The following is an 18,370-nucleotide window of genomic DNA, read 5'->3' on the forward strand; positions in this document are numbered from 1 at the left end:
AGACATGACCAAGCTCATCATCGACGGCAAAGAGATCGATGTCCCCGCCGAGTACACGCTGCTTCAGGCGTGCGAGGCGGCCGGCGCCGAGATTCCGCGCTTCTGCTATCACGAGCGGCTGTCGATCGCCGGCAATTGCCGGATGTGTCTCGTCGAGGTGAAGGGCGGCCCGAAGCCGGTCGCGAGCTGCGCCTGGGGCGTGCGCGACTGCCGTCCGGGCCCCAAGGGCGAGCCGCCCGAGATTTCGACGCGTTCGCCGATGGTGAAGAAGGCACGCGAAGGCGTGATGGAATTCCTTCTGATCAACCATCCGCTGGATTGCCCGATCTGCGACCAGGGCGGCGAGTGCGACCTGCAGGACCAGGCGATGGGCTATGGTGTCGACACCAGCCGCTTCGCCGAGAACAAGCGCGCGGTCGAGGACAAATATCTCGGCGCGCTGGTCAAGACCTCGATGAACCGCTGCATCCAGTGCACGCGCTGCGTCCGCTTCTCGGCGGAAGTCGCCGGCGCGCCCGAGATGGGCGCCACCGGCCGCGGCGAGGACATGGAGATCACGACCTATCTGGAGCACGCGCTGACGTCCGAATTGCAGGGCAACCTCGTCGACATCTGCCCGGTCGGCGCGCTGACCTCGAAGCCCTATGCCTTCGCGGCGCGCCCGTGGGAGCTCGGCAAGACCCAGTCGATCGACGTCATGGACGGCGTCGGTTCTGCGATCCGCGTCGACACCCGCGGCCGCGAGGTGATGAGGATCCTGCCGCGCATCAACGAGGCCGTGAACGAGGAGTGGATCTCCGACAAGACCCGGCACGTGGTCGATGGCCTCCGCACCCAGCGTCTCGACCGGCCCTATATCCGCGAGGCCGGCAAGCTGCGCGCAGCGAGCTGGACCGAAGCCTTCGCTGCGATCGCCGCCAAGGCGGCGCGCACCGACGGCAAGCGCATCGGCGCGATCGCAGGCGATCTCGCCGGCGTCGAGGAGATGTTCGCGCTGAAGGACCTGCTCGGCAAATACGGTTCGAGCAATCTGGCGGTGCAGGGCGGCGACGCCTTCGATCCCGCGCTCGGCCGCGGCTCCTACATCTTCAATCCGACGCTCGCCGGCGTCGAGCAGGCGGACGCGCTGCTCATCATCGGCGCGAACCCGCGGAAAGAGGCGGCCGTGTTCAACGCCCGCATCCGCAAGCGCTGGCGTGCCGGCGGCTTCAAGGTCGGCGTGATCGGTGCCAAGGCCGACCTGACCTATGATTACGACCATCTCGGTGCCGGTACCGAGACGCTGGCCGAGCTCGCGGCCGGCAAGCATTCCTTCATGGACGTGCTGAAGAACGCTGAGAAACCGATCATCCTGGTCGGTGCGGGCGCGGCCGCCCGTCACGACGGCGCCGCCATTCTCGCCGCCAGCGCCAAGCTCGCGCTCGATGTCGGCGCAGTCAAGGACGGCTGGAACGGTTTTGGCGTGCTGCACGAGACCGCCTCGCGCGTCGGCGCGCTCGACATCGGCTTTGCCGCAACCAGCGGCGGCCTCAATGCCGCGCAGATGACGACGTTCGGCACGCTCGACCTGCTATTCCTGCTCGGCGCCGACGAGATAAAGGCGCCTGACGGCACCTTCGTCGTCTATATCGGCACCCATGGTGATCGTGGCGCACACCGCGCCGACGTCATCCTGCCGGGGGCCGCCTACACCGAGAAGTCCGCGATCTACGTCAACACCGAAGGCCGCGTGCAGATGACGGGCCGCGCCGCGTTCCCGCCGGGCGAGGCCCGCGAGGACTGGGCGATCATCCGCGCACTGTCGGAAGCACTCGGCAAGAAGCTCGGCTATGACTCGCTTCAAGCCCTGCGCCAGGCGGTGTTCAAGGCCGTGCCGCATTTCATCCGTCTCGACCAGATCGAGGCCGGCTCGGCCGACCAGATCAAGAAGCTGGCGGGCAAGGGCGGCTCGCCCGAGAAGGCGCCGTTCAAGCCTCTGGTCGAGGACTTCTATTTGACCAACCCAATCGCGCGTGCGTCCGCCGTGATGGCGGAATGCTCGCGCCTCGCCTCCGGGCAGATGCTGACCGCAGCGGAGTGAGCGTGATCTGATGGAATTCTTCGAAAGCGCATTCTGGACCGGGTTCCTCTGGCCGCTGATCATCATGGTCGCGCAGAGCGTCCTCGTGCTCGTCGTCCTGCTGGTCGCGATCGCCTACATCCTGCTCGCCGACCGCAAGATCTGGGCGGCGGTGCAGATCCGCCGCGGCCCGAACGTCGTCGGCCCGTGGGGCCTGCTGCAATCCTTCGCCGACCTGTTGAAGTTCGTGCTGAAGGAGCCGATCATTCCGGCCGGCGCCAACAAGGGCGTGTTTCTTCTTGCTCCCTTGGTCTCATGCGTGCTCGCGCTCGCGGCCTGGGCGGTGATCCCGACCAATCTCGGCTGGGTGATCGCCGACATCAATGTCGGCGTCCTCTTCATCTTCGCGATCTCGTCGCTGTCGATCTACGGCATCATCATGGCCGGCTGGTCGTCGAACTCGAAGTATCCGTTCCTCGCCGCGCTGCGCTCGGCCGCGCAGATGGTGTCCTACGAAGTCTCGATCGGCTTCGTCATCATCACCGTGCTGCTCTGCGCCGGCACGCTGAACCTGACGGCGGTGGTCGAGGCCCAGCACGCGCGCGGCCTCGCCAGCCTGATCGGGCTGCCGCAGCTGACGATCCTGAATTGGTACGTCTGGCCGTTGTTCCCGATGTTCGTGGTGTTCTACGTCTCGGCGCTGGCGGAAACCAACCGTCCGCCCTTCGACCTCGTCGAAGCCGAATCCGAGCTCGTCGCCGGCTTCATGGTCGAGTACGGTTCGACGCCGTACCTCCTGTTCATGCTCGGCGAGTATGTCGCAATCGTCACGATGTGCGCGCTGGCGACCATCCTGTTCCTCGGAGGCTGGCTGCCGCCGGTGGACCTGCCGCCCTTCAACTGGGTGCCGGGGATCATCTGGTTCTCGCTGAAGCTGTTCTTCATGTTCTTCCTGTTCGCGATGGCGAAGGCGATCGTGCCGCGCTACCGCTACGATCAACTGATGCGCCTCGGCTGGAAGGTGTTCCTGCCGCTGTCGCTGGCGATGGTGATCGTGGTGGCCGGCGTGCTGCATTTCGCCGGCATCGCGCCGAAGTGAGGGCCGTCATGGGTATCAACGTCAACGCCACTGCACGCTCGCTTCTGCTGTCGGAATTCGTCTCGGCGTTCTTCCTCGCCATGCGTTATTTCTTCCAGCCGAAGCCGACGCTGAACTATCCGTTCGAGAAGGGCCCGATCTCGCCCCGCTTCCGCGGCGAGCACGCGCTGCGCCGCTATCCGAACGGCGAAGAGCGCTGCATCGCCTGCAAGCTGTGCGAGGCGGTCTGCCCGGCGCAGGCCATCACCATCGAGGCCGGCCCGCGCCGCAACGACGGCACCCGCCGCACCGTGCGCTACGACATCGACATGGTGAAGTGCATTTATTGCGGCCTCTGCCAGGAGGCCTGTCCGGTCGATGCCATCGTTGAAGGCCCGAACTTCGAGTTCGCGACCGAGACCCGCGAGGAGCTCTATTATGACAAGGCCAAGCTGCTCGCCAACGGCGACCGCTGGGAACGCGAGATCGCCAAGGCGATCGAGCTCGACGCGCCGTACCGGTGAGGTGAGGGCATGATCCTTCCCGCACTGTTCTTTTATCTCTTCGCCGGCGTCTGCGTCGCCTCGGCCGTGATGGTGATTGTCTCGCGCAATCCCGTGCACTCAGTGCTGTACCTGATCCTGGCCTTCGTCAACGCCTCCGGCCTGTTCGTGCTGATGGGAGCCGAATTCCTCGGCATGATGCTGATCGTCGTCTATGTCGGCGCGGTCGCGGTGCTGTTCCTGTTCGTGATCATGATGCTCGACGTCGACTTCCTCGAGCTGCGCGAGGGCTTCATCGAGTACCTGCCGGTCGGCCTCGTGATCGGCGGCATCTTCATGTTCGAGTTGCTGCTCACCGTCGGCTTCTGGGTCATCAATCCCGGCGTCTCCAAGACGATCACGGCGGCGATCCCGGCCAACGTCAGCAACACCGAGGCGCTCGGTCTCGTGCTCTATACGAAGTACATCCACTACTTCCAGCTCTCGGGCATGGTGCTCCTGGTCGCCATGATCGGCGCCATCGTGCTGACGCTGCGCCACAAGGAGAAGGTCAAGCGGCAGGACATCAACGTTCAGAACGCGCGCACGCCCGACATCGCGATGGCGGTGCGCAAGGTGGCGCCGGGGCAGGGGCTCTCGGACGCGGACGCGGCGGAGTGGGTGAAATGACGATCGGGCTCGGACACTATCTGGCGGTCGGCGCGATCCTGTTCACGCTCGGCATCCTCGGCATCTTCCTGAACCGCAAGAACATCATCGTCATCCTGATGTCGATCGAGCTGATCCTGCTCTCGGTCAACATCAACCTCGTGGCGTTCTCGAGCTTCCTCGGCGACATCGTCGGCCAGGTCTTCGCGCTGCTGGTGTTGACGGTCGCGGCTGCCGAAGCTGCGATCGGTCTCGCCATCCTGGTGGTCTATTTCCGCAACCGCGGCTCGATCGCGGTTGAGGACGTCAATCTGATGAAGGGCTGAGCGCATGATCCGGAAAAGTGGGTACCGGTTTTCCGACCAGATCATGCGGAAAGAGTAAGTCATGGTTCAGGCAATTGTCTTTCTGCCTCTGCTGGGCGCCATTCTGGCTGGCCTGATCGCGCTGTTCGGCGCGCATGCCCGCAATCCCTCGGGCGACGAGCTCGATCATCACGGCGGCCACGGCCATGGCGCGCATGCCCATGCGTCCGACAAGATCAACGAGGATGCCTCGGTCATCCACGAGAGCCATCACGACGACGCTCACGACGATCACGGCCATGGCCCGACCGAGCCGCCGGCGGCGGGCTCGCGCGCGGCCGAGCTGATCACCACCGGGCTGCTGTTCGTCTCGGCGGCCTTGTCCTGGATGACGCTGGTCGACGTCGGCTTCATGCATCACGACTACAGGATCCAGTTGCTGCCCTGGATCTTCTCCGGCGATCTCCAGGTCTGGTGGACGCTGCGCGTCGATACGCTCACCGCCGTAATGCTGGTGGTGGTGACGACCGTGTCCTCGCTCGTGCACCTCTATTCCATCGGCTACATGGACGAGGACCCGAACCGGCCGCGCTTCTTCGGGTATCTCTCGCTGTTCACCTTCGCCATGCTGATGCTGGTGACGGCCGACAATTTGGTGCAGCTGTTCTTCGGCTGGGAAGGCGTGGGTCTCGCCAGCTATCTGCTGATCGGCTTCTGGTACCAGAAGCCCTCGGCGAACGCTGCCGCCATCAAGGCCTTCGTGGTCAACCGCGTCGGCGACTTCGGCTTCGCGCTCGGCATCTTCGCGGTTTTCATGCTGGTCGGCTCGACCGATTTCGAGACCATCTTCCACGCCGCGCCCGGCCTCACCGGCAAGACCATCAACTTCCTCGGCTGGCACGCCGACGCGCTGACGCTGACCTGCCTGCTGCTGTTCATGGGCGCGATGGGCAAGTCCGCCCAGTTCCTGCTGCACACCTGGTTGCCGGACGCGATGGAAGGCCCGACCCCGGTGTCGGCGCTGATCCATGCCGCGACCATGGTCACCGCCGGCGTCTTCATGGTGGCGCGCCTGTCGCCGCTGTTCGAGCTCGCTCCGAATGCCCAGGCCGTCGTGATGTTCTTCGGCGCGACCACGGCGTTCTTCGCCGCGACCATCGGCCTCGTCCAGAACGACATCAAGCGCATCGTCGCCTACTCGACCTGTTCGCAGCTCGGCTACATGTTCGTGGCGATGGGAGCAGGGGCCTATTCGGTCGGCATGTTCCACCTGTTCACGCACGCCTTCTTCAAGGCGCTGCTGTTCCTGGGCTCCGGCTCGGTGATCTACGCGATGCACCACGAGCAGGACATCCGCAACATGGGCGGCCTCTGGAAGAAGATTCCCTACACCTATGCGGTGATGGTGGTCGGCACGCTGGCGCTGACCGGCTTCCCGCTCACCGCCGGCTACTTCTCCAAGGACGCGATCATCGAGTCCGCCTACGCCTCGCACAATCCGTTCGCGGTGTACGGCTTCCTGATGACGATCATCGCCGCCGGCCTGACCTCGTTCTACTCCTGGCGCCTGATCTTCAAGACCTTCCACGGCGAGCCGCATGACGAGCATCATTACGAGGCCGCGCATGAGGCTCCGCTCTGGATCCTGATCCCGATCGGCGTGCTCGCGGTCGGCTCGTTCGTCGCCGGCCTGCCGTTCAAGGAGCTGTTCGCCGGCCACGGGGTCGAGGAGTTCTTCCGCGAGTCCGTCAAGATGAACCCGCACATCATCGAGGAGATGCATCACATCCCGCAGACCATCGCCTTCCTGCCGACGGTGATGATGGTGCTGGGTTTCCTCGTCTCCTACCTGTTCTACATCCGCCGGCCCTACCTGCCGGTCGAGCTCGCGAACACGCAGCCGATGCTGTACCAGTTCCTGCTCAACAAATGGTACTTCGACGAGCTCTACGACATCATCTTCGTCCGACCGGCGAAGTGGATCGGCTACCAGCTCTGGAAGAAGGGCGACGGCTTCATCATCGACGGCTTCGGCCCCGACGGCGTCTCGGCCCGCGTGCTGGACGTCACCCGCAACGTCGTCAAGATCCAGACCGGCTATCTCTATCACTATGCATTCGCCATGCTGATCGGCGCCGCCGGCCTGATCACCTGGTTCATGTTCGGCTTTGGAGGCCAGTAAATGACAACCTGGCCCATTCTTTCGGTCACGACGTTCCTGCCGCTGGTCGGCGCGCTGATCGTCTATCTGAGCCGCGGTGACGACGAGGCGGCGCGGCGCAATTCGCGCTGGATCGCGCTCTGGACCACGCTGATCACCTTCGCGGTGTCGGTGATCCTGGTCATGCGCTTCGACCCCAGCAACCCCGACTTCCAATTCGTCGAGAAGGCGAACTGGCTCGCCACCGGCATCACCTACCACATGGGCGTCGACGGCATCTCACTGCCGCTCGTGATCCTGACCACCGCCGTGATGCCGTTTTGCATCATCGCGAGCTGGAAGGCGATCACCAACCGCGTCCGCGAATATATGATGGCGTTCCTGATCCTGGAAACGCTGATGATCGGCACCTTCTCGGCGCTCGATCTCGTGCTGTTCTACCTGTTCTTCGAGGGCGGCCTGATCCCGATGTTCCTGATCATCGGCGTCTGGGGCGGTCCGCGCCGGGTCTATGCCTCGTTCAAGTTCTTTCTCTACACGCTGCTCGGCTCGGTCCTGATGCTGCTCGCCATCATGGCGCTGTACTGGAACGGCGGCACCACCGACATCCCGACGCTGATGCACACCGCCGTGCCGCGGTCGTTGCAGACCTGGGCGTGGCTCGCCTTCTTTGCCTCCTTTGCGGTGAAGATGCCGATGTGGCCGGTGCACACCTGGCTCCCCGACGCGCACGTGGAGGCACCGACCGCGGGCTCCGTGGTCCTCGCCGCGATCCTGCTGAAGATGGGCGGCTACGGCTTCCTGCGCTTCTCGCTGCCGATGTTCCCGCTGGCCTCGCACGACTTCGCGCCGCTGGTGTTCACGCTCTCGGCCATCGCCATCATCTACACCTCGCTGGTGGCGCTGATGCAGGAGGACATGAAGAAGCTGATCGCGTACTCCTCGGTCGCGCATATGGGCTTCGTCACCATGGGCATCTTCGCCGGCACCATGCAGGGCGTCGCCGGCGGCGTGTTCCAGATGATCTCGCACGGCATCGTCTCCGGCGCGCTGTTCCTCTGCGTCGGCGTCGTCTACGACCGCCTGCACACCCGCGAGATCGCGGCCTATGGCGGCCTCGTCAACCGGATGCCGCTCTATGCGATGACCTTCATGGTGTTCACCATGGCCAATGTCGGTCTGCCCGGCACGAGCGGCTTCGTCGGCGAGTTCATGACGCTGCTCGGCACCTTCAAGGTCTCGATCCCGACCGCGTTCTTCGCCAGCTTCGGCGTGATCCTCTCGGCGGCCTACGCACTATGGCTCTATCGCAAGGTCGTGTTCGGGGCGCTGGTCAAGCCGCAGCTGGCGAGCATGAAGGATCTCACCTTGCGGGAGTGCGTCATTCTATTCCCGATGATCGCGCTGACGATCCTGTTCGGCGTCTATCCGAAGCCGGTGCTCGACATGTCGGCCGCCTCGGTCCAGCAACTCGTCAACAATTACAATACCGCCGTGACGGCCGTGAAGGCCGCCGCACTGCTCCAGTGATCGGGCAGGTCAGGATATCGCCATGAGCTTTTCGACTGCAGGTTATCAACTGGCGCCGGTGCTGCCCGAGCTCGTGCTCGCGGTCGGCGCTATGGCGCTTCTGATGCTCGGCGCCTATCGCGGGCAGGAGACGACCAGGACCGTGACGTCGCTGGCGGTGTTGCTCCTCATCGTGGTCGGCGCGCTCGTCTACATGCAGCCCGCGGGCAAGCAGGTGACGTTCGGCGGCAGCTTCATCGTCGACGACTTCGCCCGCTTCATGAAGATCCTGGCCCTGATCGGCTCGGCCGTGACGCTCGTCCTGTCGACCGAGTTCCTGTCAGACCCGTCGCGCCGGATTTTCGAATACGCCATCCTCGTGCTGCTCTCGACGCTCGGCATGATGGTGCTGATCTCGGCCGGCGACCTGATCTCGCTCTATCTCGGCCTCGAATTGATGTCGCTGGCGCTCTACGTCGTGGCAGCCTCGAACCGCGACAACGCCAAGTCGACCGAAGCCGGCCTGAAGTACTTCGTGCTCGGCGCGCTGTCCTCGGGCATGCTGCTGTACGGCGCCTCGCTGGTCTACGGCTTCACCGGCACGGTGAGCTTCACCGGCATCGCCGCGGCCGCGACGGTCTCGAATGTCGGCCTGGTGTTCGGCCTCGTCTTCCTGCTCGTCGGCCTCTGCTTCAAGGTCTCGGCCGTGCCGTTCCACATGTGGACGCCTGACGTCTACGAGGGCGCGCCGACCCCGGTCACCGCCTTCTTCGCGTCGGCGCCGAAGGTCGCCGCGCTCGCCGTCTTCACCCGCGTCACGCTCACCGCATTCCCCGGCATCGTCTCGCAATGGCAGCAGATCCTGGTGTTCGTGTCGATCGCCTCGATGGCGCTCGGCTCCTTCGCCGCGATCGGCCAGAGCAACATCAAGCGCCTGATGGCCTATTCGTCGATCGGTCACATGGGCTTCGCGCTGGTCGGCCTTGCCTCCGGCACGGTGGAAGGCGCGCAGGGCGTGTTGATGTACATCGTGATCTATGTCGCGATGACGCTCGGCTCGTTCTCCATCATCCTCGCGATGAAGCGCAACGGCCAGGCCGTGGAGCAGATCAGCGATTTCGCCGGCCTGTCGCGCACCAATCCGCTGCTCGCCTTCATGTTCGCGATGCTGCTGTTCTCGCTCGCCGGCATTCCGCCGCTCGCCGGCTTCTTCGCCAAATGGTACGTCTTCGTCGCCGCCATCAAGGCGAACCTGTTCACGCTCGCCGTCATCGGCGTGCTGACCAGCGTGGTCGGCGCCTACTATTATCTCGCGATCGTCAAGACGATGTATTTCGACGAGCCGGCCGGCCGGGTCGATCCGGTGCGCATCGAGGTGCGGACGGTGCTGGCGGTGGCGGGCCTGTTCAATATCCTGTTTGCGCTGTTCGCGGGGCCCGTGGTGAGCGTCGCCTCCGCCGCGGCAAAGTCGTTGTTCTAGGATGGCCTTCGCGCTCGGTCCTCGCGCATCGGCTGCGGGCTACAGGCTCGCGGCGTTCGAACGGACCGGCTCGACCAATAGCGAGGCGATCGAACACGCCAGGGCCGGCGAGCGCGGCCCGATGTGGTTCGTCACGTCCGAGCAGACCGCCGGCCGCGGCCGGCGCCAGCGCGCCTGGATCGCGCCGCGCGGCAATCTCGCCGCCAGCATCCTCGAAGTCATGGACGTCGCCCCCGCCGTCGCCGCCACGCTCGGCTTTGCCGCAGGGCTGGCCGAGGAGGCGGCACTGGAGAAGGTGAGCCTCGAGGCCGCGCTCCGTCTCGGCGAAGGCCGGCCCCGCTACGCGCTGAAATGGCCGAATGACGTGCTCGCCAGCGGCAAGAAGCTGGTCGGCATTGGCCTTGAGGCCGAGGCCGTCGGTGGCGGCCTTGCCGTCGTGGTGGGCATCGGGACCAATGTGGTCGCCGCGCCCGAGGGCACCCCGACGCCCGCCGTATCGCTGGCCGCCCTCGGCGTCCAGATCAGCGCCGAGGAGCTATTCATGGCGCTGTCGGATGCCTGGGTCGAGTTCCGCGGCATCTGGGACAATGGCCGCGGCTTTGCCGAGATCCGCAGGCTCTGGCTGGAGCGCGCCGCCGGCCTCGGCGAAAAGGTTGCCATCCACACGGGAACCATGACGCTGGAAGGTGTTTTTGACACGATCGACGACACCGGCTGCCTGATCGTCCGCACCGCGGAGGGCCGCCTCGTGCCGGTTGCGGCCGGCGAGGTGTTCTTCGGCCCCGTCGCCTCGGTGGGAGCAGCGTGATGGCAAGGCCGGACGAATTGGTGTTTGCGCCGCTCGGCGGCGTCGGCGAGATCGGCATGAACCTGTCGATCTACGGCCTAGGCAACCGTCACCAGCGCGCCTGGCTTGCGGTCGATCTCGGCGTCTCCTTCGGCGATGAGGAGCATCTGCCCGGCATCGACCTGATCATGCCCGACATCTCCTTCCTGGAGAAGGAGCGCAAGAACCTGATGGGCCTCGTGCTGACCCACGCCCATGAGGATCATTTCGGCGCCATCATCGACCTCTGGCCGAAGCTGAAATGCCCGATCTACGCAACCAGGTTCAGCGCCGCGCTGTTCGAGGCCAAATGCGCCGCCGAGCGCAACGCGCCCGAGATTCCGGTCACCGTGGTGCCTTCAGGCGGCCGGGTCGATATCGGTCCGTTCAACGTCGAGTTCATTCCGGTCGCGCATTCGATTCCGGAAGCGCATGCGCTGGCGATCCACACCGACGCCGGCATCGTGCTGCACACCGGCGACTGGAAGATCGACCCGACCCCGACGCTTGGAGCCGCGACCGACGAGAAGCGGCTGCGCGAATTGGGCGAGCAGGGCGTGCTCGCCTTGATCGGCGATTCCACCAATGCCGTGCGCGACGGCCGTTCGCCCTCGGAGGCCGAGGTCGCCCGAACCATCATCGACCTCGTCAAATCCGCCAAGGGCCGCGTCGCGGTGACGACGTTCGCCTCCAACGTCGCCCGCGTCAAAGCGGTGGCTGACGCGGCGAGGGCCGCGGACCGCGAGGTCGTCGTGGTCGGCCGGGCCATGGAGCGCGTGGTGCAGGTTGCACGCGAGACCGGCTATCTCGAGGGCGTGCAGAACTTCCGCTCGCCCGAGGTCTATGGCCACCTGCCGCAGGACAAGGTGCTGGCGTTGTGCACGGGCAGCCAGGGCGAGCCGCGCGCCGCGCTGGCCCGCATCGCCAATGACGACCATCCTGAAATCACGCTGAACCGCGGCGACAGCGTCATCTTCTCCTCGCGCACCATTCCCGGCAACGAGAAGGCGGTCGGCTCGATCATCAACAATCTGGTGCTGCAGGGCGTCGAGGTCATCACCGACCGCGATGCGCTGGTCCACGTCTCCGGCCATCCCCGCCGTGACGAGCTGCGCGATATGATCTCCTGGGTGAAGCCGCAGATCCTGATCCCGGTCCACGGCGAGGCCCTGCACCTGCATGAGCACGCCAAGCTCGCCCGCGCTGCCGGCGTGCCGCGCGTGCTGGTCTGCCGCAACGGTGACCTCGTCAAGCTCGGCCCCGGCGATCCCGGCATCGTCGGCGAGGTGCCGTCGGGACGTCTGTACAAGGACGGCACGATCCTGGAAGACTCCAAGTCCCGTGCCGTCGTGGAGCGGCGCCGCATGGGCTTTTCCGGCTGCGCCTTCGTCGCCATCGCGATGACCGCGCAGGGTGAGCTCGCCGGTGATCCCGAGCTCGATTTGGTCGGCATCCCCGAGAAGAACAGGGCCGGCGAGGCCTTCGACGACGTCGTCTTCGATGCCGTGATGTCGACCATCGAAGGCTTGCCGAGGGCGCGCCGGCGCGATCCGGACGCCTTGGCCGAGTCGGTGCGACGCGCTGTCCGGGCCGTGATCAACGAACATTGGGGCAAAAAGCCCCCCTGTCTGGTACATGTACTGACGGTATAGGGAGGGGAACATGTTGGGCCGGCTCAACCATGTCGCGATCGCGACCAAGGATGCGGTCAAGGCCGCGAAGATCTACGGTGCGGCCTTCGGCGCCCAGATTTCCGAGGCCGTGCCGCTGCCCGAGCACGGCGTCACCACCGTGTTCGCGACCCTGCCCAACACCAAGATCGAGTTCATCGAGCCGCTCGGCGAGGCCTCGCCGATCGCGAAGTTCATCGAGCGCAATCCCGACGGCGGCATCCATCACGTCTGCTACGAGGTCGTCGACATCATCGCCTCGCGCGACACGCTGGTGAAGGAGGGCGCGAGGGTGCTCGGCGACGGCGTGCCGAAGATCGGCGCCCACGGCAAGCCGGTGCTGTTCCTGCACCCCAAGGATTTTTCCGGCGCCCTCGTCGAGATCGAGCAGGCATAGGGCCGCGTCATGGCCATCCAGATTTCAACCTGGCTCGCGATCTATTTCGTGCTCTGGTGGGTCATGCTGTTCGTGACGCTGCCGTTCGGCGTGCGCAGCCAGCACGAGGACGGTGTTGGCGCGCCCGGCACCGATCCCGGTGCTCCCATCCTCACCCGCATGGGGCACAAGCTGATCTGGACCACGATCATCTCGGCAATCGTGTTCGGCATTGGCCTTGCGGCCTATCATGCCGGCTATCTCTCGATCGAGCGCCTGTCGAAGATGATGGGAATGCCGTTTTAAGTTTTGATTGGCGTTGTTATGGGGTCAAAAATGACATTTCAGCGTATCGTCATTGCGCTTCTGGTGCTGATCGTCGCAGGGCTCGGTGCCATCGGCTATTTCGAATGGCGAATGGCGGCGCAGGTGCGCACCCTGAAGGCGTTCGTCGAGGGCTATGTCTTCAACGAGGCTGTGCTGGCCTGCGAACAGGCCAAGAGCTCGACGCCGTTCAAATGGAACGGCGGCAAGAGCACCTCGGTGATCGGCCTGAACTCGGTCAAGACGGACAAATACACGGTCAGCGCCAGCTACACGCTGGTCGCGGACAGCGTCTATTGCGACTACGATCCGATCAAGAGAAAGGCCGACATCGGCTCCAGCTTCCTGGAGCGGGAGACTTTCTAGCTAGATCGCGCGGCGCTGCCGGCCGGCGAAGAGACCGTAAACGAACAGCACGATGATCGCGCCGACCACGGCACCGATCAGGCCCGCACCCTCGCCAGGGCGATACCAGCCCAGCGCTTGCCCAAGATACGAAGCGACGAAGGCGCCGACGATGCCGAGGATGGTCGTCAGGATGAACCCTGAAGGTTCGTTGTCGCCCGGCATGATGAACTTGGCGATCACGCCGGCGAGAAAGCCAATGATGATGGTCCAGAGAATGCTCATGAGTACACCTTTTCGAGTTGAGCCGCTGCTTCTATGCGTCGGGCAGGCGTCCATCCGGCGTGTATTTGTCGATTGCGGAAGGAAGCTCGCGGGTTAGCCGTGAGACGATCTCCTCCTGGGAAAGCCCGGTTTGCTGCGCGAGCTTCTCCAGGACGTCGCTGCCGATGGCTTGCTTGAGCTCCGGCGGGGAGATCTCCTTGTTGGGGCCTGGCTTCACCCATGAATCGGCGATCTCGCCCTGCCCATTCTGGTTGAACCTCTCCAGGAGCTCGCCAATCCCGCCATTGAGCAGGCCCCCGATTCCGCCAGCGCCGAGCATGCCGCCGAGATTGCCGAGCATGCCTCCGAGCGGTTGCTGGCCGCCGGTGGACGAGCCGGCGCCGGCGCCTTTCAGCAGCTCCGCCAGCTTGTCGCGGTTCTGATATCCGGCGATGGCCAGCATCGCCAGCAGGGCAGTCATAGATGGCATTCCGCGGCTCATCGCTCGCTCCTTTTAGAAGGTCAGAAACCCAAAACCGTCTCAGCTTGCTTGGGTTCCTCAATCGACCAATCGGAGCTCGCGACCAAGCGTCCCAGCTTGGCCGCCACCAAAGCACCGGGTGGCAGACAACGTACATTGTGGCTACGATCCGATGAAAAGAATGGCCGGATCGGCTCGAGCTTGCCAGCATCGGGAGTAGCGATCCGGCCCAGACATGGGATGGGATCGCAATGACCGGGGACCGGGCAGGGGACTATCGGATTTTGCACGAGGCGGACTTGCGGGACTATCTCGCGGGCTTGCCTGATATCGCCGCGCTCCTTGGCGGCGAGGCGTCCTCCTGGGCGATCACCGAGGTGGGCGACGGCAACCTCAACCTCGTCTTCATCGTCAAGGGCGCGCGCGGCGGCATCGCCGTGAAGCAGGCGCTGCCTTACGTCCGCCTCGTCGGCGAGAGCTGGCCCCTGCCGCTGTCGCGCGCCCATTACGAATATCTGGCGCTGTCGCGCCAGGCCCAGCTCGCGCCCGGCCTGGTGCCGGCCGTGCTGCATCACAACGAGGCGCTGGCGCTGACGGTGATGGAGCTGCTCGAGCCCCACATCATCATGCGCAAGGGCCTGGTCGCGGCAACGCGCTATCCGCGTTTCGTCGACGATATCACCACCTTCATGGCGCGGACGCTGTTCTTCACCTCCGACCTCGCGCTGTCAGCGGCCGAGAAGAAGGAGGCCATCGCGGCCTTTGCCGGCAACCACGCCCTGTGCAAGATCACCGAGGACCTGATCTTCACCGATCCCTACCGCATCGCCGAGCAGAACCGCTGGACCGCGCCCTATCTGGACGGCCTTGCCGCGAACCTGCGCGAGGACTTGGAGCTGCATGTCGCTGTCTCCCGGCTGAAGCTGAAATTCATGGCGAGCCCGGAAGCGCTGATCCATGGCGACCTCCACACCGGCTCGATCATGGTCACGGACGGCCAGACCCGGGTGATCGATCCGGAATTCGCATTCTACGGTCCGATGGGCTTCGACATCGGCGCCGTGCTGGCCAATCTCCTGATGGCCTATTTCGCTTCCGCCGGCCACGAGCGCGCGCCGGGCGAACGGGCGGCATTCGAGGCCTGGGTGCTGGAGACGGTCGAGCAGGTCTGGACCGAGTTCGCCCGAAAGTTCCTCGATCTCTGGCGGGCGGGAGGCACCGGCGATGCCTATCCGGTCACGCTTTTCGCCGGCGAGCAGGGTGCCGTGCGGCTGGAAGCCGAGCGAAAAAGTTACGTGCAACGCCTGTTCGCCGACGCTGTCGGCTTCGCAGCCGCAAAAATCATCCGCCGCATCTTCGGCCTCGCCCACAACATCGATTTCGAGCTGATCGAGGACCCGCGCACGCGGGCGGTCAGCGAAGCCCGTGCCGTGCGGCTGGCGAGGGCGATGATGGTGGAGACGGCGTCGTTCCGGACCATCGCGGATGTGACGAATGCCGCGCGAAAACTGCGGGACTGGATGCCGGAATTGTCGGGCTGAACCAGCCTCATGAGGAGCCCGCCCACGCTCCGTGATTGCGAGATGAGAGATCGTCCCCGGAACGTTAGTAAAGCCGCATCGGCAGCAGGACGCCGTCCGCGCCGGCCAGCAAACCCCAGGTCTCGTTGGCCGCGACCTCGAACTCCCGGCTCGCTGCCGCTCCGCCGTCCACCTTGAGGGTGACCTTGTACCTGCCGGGCGGCAGATCGAGCTTCTGGCTGTCCGGCAATTCGCCTGCGGCACCGTCAGAGTTCGCCAGTTCTTCGCCGGCGTGCGCCGCCAGATTGACGGCCTGGTCGGCGACGGTGATCACCGCCGCTTCATCCGTCTTGTTGCCGAGCATCAGCCTCACATGCCCGGGCTTCGGCAGCAGGCCGATGGTCGCCGAGGCGAGCTTGCGCCTCGACAGCTCGGCAATTGTCTTGTCGTCCTGACGTGAGAGCCGGAGCAGGACCGGTCCCTCTCTCGTCAGGAACGTGATCACGGCCCGGTCCGGCTCTTCGACGGCACCTTCTTTCTCCGTCCAGCCACGCTTGCCGAGTGCGTCGCGATAGAAGCCGAGCACAGAACCGAGATCGCGCGGCGTCTCGGCGTAAATCGACCGGATCTGCGGCGAATCTTTCGCCGTCGCGAGGGCCCAGCCTTCGGGCAGCGGCAGGCCGGTATGCTCGGAGAGCTTGGCTTCGAAACGTGCTCCCGCACCGCGCGCCATCATCCCGACGGGAATGCTGAGCAGCCGTTCGACGAAATTGTCCAGAGTGTCATGGCTCCGGACCGCCCACCAGGTCTGGTCGACATTGTCGTTCGCGCCGGAGGTGCGACTCCAGCCGAACTGGATAGCGTCTGTCACGCTCTCTCCACCTAGGCCGGCCGCGACCGGGCGCGCCAGCACGGCCGTCGCGGCGACCAGACCGGCCGCGAGCAGGGCAGCTAGCGTTCGGCGATTCATTTTTTTCCAGATCCCTTGGGGCTCAGATAATGATCCTGAGCTTGGTCGCGTTGATCAGGAAAAATGTTCATCAATCCTTCTCGCCCGATGACGCACCGCGTCAATGCCCCGCCGAAAGACTGCCTCAGGAACCGGCATCATTTGCCGTCAAAACGAAGCTTGCTTTCGGCAGGCGACGAATGATCAAATCACTCATCGCAATACGCCTGCGTCGGGGGGACACATGATGTTCAAGACCATCGCGATCGTTGCCGGTTTGGGACTGGCGCTCGCCGCCACAGCCGAGGCGCAGACACCGCGCAAGGGCGGAACCATCCGCATGACGGCGCCCTACGGCTCGAGCTTCACCAGCCTCGACATTCACACCACGCAGCGCGCCCAGGATGAGATCTACGCCAAGGCCCTGCACCGTTCGCTGTACATCTGGAATTCGGCGGAAGGAAAGCCGGTGCTCGAGCTCGCCAAGGAGGATGTGGTCTCGGGCGGAGGCCTCGTTCACACCTTCAAGCTGCGCGACGACGCCTATTTCCACAGCGGCCGCAAGATGACGGCCGACGACATCATCTGGTCCTACAACCGCATCATGGACGGCAGCAAGGCCTATCCCGGCGCGCGTTACGTCCGTGTCATCGAGGGCGCAGCCGCAGTCGAGAAGGGCCAGGCCAAGGAGATCTCGGGCCTGAAGAAGATCGACGACTTCACCATCGAGATGAAGCTGACCGAGAAGGTTGATCCCGGCTTTTACTTCTTCACCGCGCTGACCTCGATCTATCCCGCCGACGAGGCCGCCAAGGAAAGCTTCATCCAGAAGCCGATCGGTCTCGGTCCGTTCAAGTTCGTGGAGCACGTGCCGGGATCGCGCATCGTCCTGGAGCGCTGGGACCGGTTCTACAAGCCCGGCAAGCCCTATGCCGACAAGATCGTGGTGTCGGTGATGGGCGAGGCCGCGGCGCGCGACGTCGCCTTCCGCAACAAGGAGATCGACACCTCGGTGCTGGGACCTGCGCAGTACGTCGCCTACCAATCCGACGCCGACCTCAAGGGCACCATCGTCGAGGTCGCCGAGGTGTTCACGCGCTACATGGGCATGAATCCCGCGGTCAAGCCGTTCTCCGACAAGCGCGTGAGGCAGGCGATCAATTACGCCATCGACACCGATTTGATCATCAACAAGCTGGTCAAGGGCAAGGCCTACCGCGCCACCAGCTGGCTGCCGCTGACCTCGCCGGCCTACGACAAGGCGATGAAGCCTTATCCCTTCGATCCCGCAAAGGCCAAGCAATTGCTCACCGAAGCCGGCTATCCTAACGGCTTCGAGTTCGAATGGACCACCAGCCAGAATGAAAGCTGGGGCCTGCCGATCGTCTCGGCCGTCATTCCGATGCTGGACAAGGTCGGCATCAAGGCCAAGGTCAAGCAGGTCGAGACCGCGGTGCTGGCCGAGGTGGTTCGCACCGGCGACTATCAGGCCTTCATCTATTCCCAGGCGAGCGGCCCCGATCCTCAGGCCGCGCTCAAATGCTTCCATTCGGCGACGCCGCAGGCGGCCTGTAACTACACGACCTACAAAAATCCCGACTTCGACAAGATCCTCGATGAAGCCGGACAGGCCGACGATCCCACAAAGCGCATCCAGTTGCTGCAGAAGGCCAATGCGCTGCTCTACGAGGAGGCGCCGGTCTGGTTCTTCAACTACAACAAGGCGGTCATGGCGGTGCAGCCCTGGCTGAAGGGAATTCAGCTCAACGCGACCGAGCTGACCCACCAGAACGTCGAGGACCTCTGGGTCGACGAGACCTCGCCCGCGAAGTGACACGCGCGCTCCCGCCTAGCGCGACGGGCGAGGGAGGG

18 protein-coding genes are annotated in these 18,370 nt (G+C 64.6%); 15 read left to right on the forward strand and 3 right to left on the reverse strand.

The window, feature by feature from the left end:
* Positions 1–4: 4 nt before the first annotated feature.
* The 13 genes from nuoG (at position 5) to I6F31_RS20945 (ending at position 13,305) form a co-directional block, all read left to right on the forward strand.
* Complete coding sequence (gene nuoG, locus I6F31_RS20885; RefSeq protein ID WP_225186045.1) at positions 5–2,080, forward strand: NADH-quinone oxidoreductase subunit NuoG; 2,076 nt, start codon at positions 5–7, stop codon at positions 2,078–2,080.
* Positions 2,081–2,090: 10 nt separating this feature from the next.
* Complete coding sequence (gene nuoH / locus I6F31_RS20890) at positions 2,091–3,158, forward strand: NADH-quinone oxidoreductase subunit NuoH (protein ID WP_085969087.1); 1,068 nt, start codon at positions 2,091–2,093, stop codon at positions 3,156–3,158.
* Between the two features lie 14 nt (positions 3,159–3,172).
* A complete protein-coding gene (gene nuoI / locus I6F31_RS20895) occupies positions 3,173–3,661 on the forward strand; it encodes an NADH-quinone oxidoreductase subunit NuoI (protein ID WP_027550624.1) in 489 nt (162 codons plus the stop codon).
* A 9-nt stretch (positions 3,662–3,670) separates the two neighbouring features.
* On the forward strand, positions 3,671–4,309 hold the full coding sequence (locus I6F31_RS20900) for an NADH-quinone oxidoreductase subunit J (RefSeq protein WP_036010173.1): 639 nt from the start codon (positions 3,671–3,673) through the stop codon (positions 4,307–4,309).
* Positions 4,306–4,614, forward strand: a complete 309-nt coding sequence (gene nuoK / locus I6F31_RS20905) for an NADH-quinone oxidoreductase subunit NuoK (protein ID WP_036010170.1) — start codon at positions 4,306–4,308, stop codon at positions 4,612–4,614. The genes I6F31_RS20900 and nuoK overlap by 4 nt, the downstream gene beginning before the upstream one ends.
* Positions 4,615–4,675: 61 nt before the next feature.
* Entirely contained in the window at positions 4,676–6,775 is a 2,100-nt protein-coding gene (nuoL, locus tag I6F31_RS20910; RefSeq protein WP_225147165.1) for an NADH-quinone oxidoreductase subunit L, read from the forward strand.
* Positions 6,776–8,284: an NADH-quinone oxidoreductase subunit M gene (locus I6F31_RS20915; protein ID WP_036010164.1), complete on the forward strand. Its 1,509-nt coding sequence runs from the start codon at positions 6,776–6,778 to the stop codon at positions 8,282–8,284. It abuts the gene before it with no gap.
* A gap of 22 nt (positions 8,285–8,306) precedes the next feature.
* Complete coding sequence (gene nuoN / locus I6F31_RS20920) at positions 8,307–9,743, forward strand: NADH-quinone oxidoreductase subunit NuoN (RefSeq protein ID WP_036025333.1); 1,437 nt, start codon at positions 8,307–8,309, stop codon at positions 9,741–9,743.
* Between the two features lies 1 nt (position 9,744).
* Positions 9,745–10,551: a biotin--[acetyl-CoA-carboxylase] ligase gene (locus I6F31_RS20925; RefSeq protein WP_036025332.1), complete on the forward strand. Its 807-nt coding sequence runs from the start codon at positions 9,745–9,747 to the stop codon at positions 10,549–10,551.
* Entirely contained in the window at positions 10,551–12,221 is a 1,671-nt protein-coding gene (locus I6F31_RS20930) for a ribonuclease J (RefSeq protein ID WP_225143299.1), read from the forward strand. The genes I6F31_RS20925 and I6F31_RS20930 overlap by 1 nt, the downstream gene beginning before the upstream one ends.
* Before the next feature lie 10 nt (positions 12,222–12,231).
* The gene (gene mce / locus I6F31_RS20935) at positions 12,232–12,636 is read left to right on the forward strand and encodes a methylmalonyl-CoA epimerase (RefSeq protein ID WP_036010154.1); all 405 of its coding nucleotides are present in this window, start codon (positions 12,232–12,234) and stop codon (positions 12,634–12,636) included.
* Between the two features lie 9 nt (positions 12,637–12,645).
* On the forward strand, positions 12,646–12,921 hold the full coding sequence (locus I6F31_RS20940) for a DUF1467 family protein (RefSeq protein ID WP_025036606.1): 276 nt from the start codon (positions 12,646–12,648) through the stop codon (positions 12,919–12,921).
* A gap of 30 nt (positions 12,922–12,951) precedes the next feature.
* Positions 12,952–13,305 (forward strand): hypothetical protein, encoded by a 354-nt coding sequence (locus I6F31_RS20945; RefSeq protein ID WP_036010150.1) that lies wholly within the window; start codon positions 12,952–12,954, stop codon positions 13,303–13,305.
* On the opposite strand, the gene I6F31_RS20950 is transcribed toward I6F31_RS20945, so the two are convergent.
* Positions 13,306–13,569 carry a GlsB/YeaQ/YmgE family stress response membrane protein gene (locus I6F31_RS20950; protein ID WP_024341246.1) on the reverse strand — a complete coding sequence of 88 codons (264 nt, stop codon included), beginning with the start codon at positions 13,567–13,569 and terminating at the stop codon, positions 13,306–13,308.
* Positions 13,570–13,600: 31 nt separating this feature from the next.
* Complete coding sequence (locus I6F31_RS20955) at positions 13,601–14,050, reverse strand: YidB family protein (RefSeq protein ID WP_036025325.1); 450 nt, start codon at positions 14,048–14,050, stop codon at positions 13,601–13,603.
* 230 nt (positions 14,051–14,280) lie between these two features.
* Here I6F31_RS20955 and mtnK point away from each other — a divergent pair, with 230 nt between their 5' ends.
* Positions 14,281–15,570, forward strand: coding sequence for an S-methyl-5-thioribose kinase (gene mtnK / locus I6F31_RS20960; protein WP_225147164.1), 1,290 nt, complete (start codon positions 14,281–14,283; stop codon positions 15,568–15,570).
* Positions 15,571–15,634: 64 nt separating this feature from the next.
* Here mtnK and I6F31_RS20965 read toward each other — a convergent pair whose 3' ends face one another.
* Positions 15,635–16,519, reverse strand: coding sequence for a hypothetical protein (locus tag I6F31_RS20965; protein ID WP_225147163.1), 885 nt, complete (start codon positions 16,517–16,519; stop codon positions 15,635–15,637).
* A gap of 226 nt (positions 16,520–16,745) precedes the next feature.
* Here I6F31_RS20965 and I6F31_RS20970 point away from each other — a divergent pair, with 226 nt between their 5' ends.
* The gene (locus tag I6F31_RS20970; protein WP_225147212.1) at positions 16,746–18,332 is read left to right on the forward strand and encodes an ABC transporter substrate-binding protein; all 1,587 of its coding nucleotides are present in this window, start codon (positions 16,746–16,748) and stop codon (positions 18,330–18,332) included.
* The last annotated feature ends 38 nt before the right edge of the window (positions 18,333–18,370 follow it).

It is taken from the genome of Bradyrhizobium sp. NBAIM01, assembly GCF_020194115.1.
In the GTDB taxonomy this organism is placed as follows: domain Bacteria; phylum Pseudomonadota; class Alphaproteobacteria; order Rhizobiales; family Xanthobacteraceae; genus Bradyrhizobium; species Bradyrhizobium yuanmingense.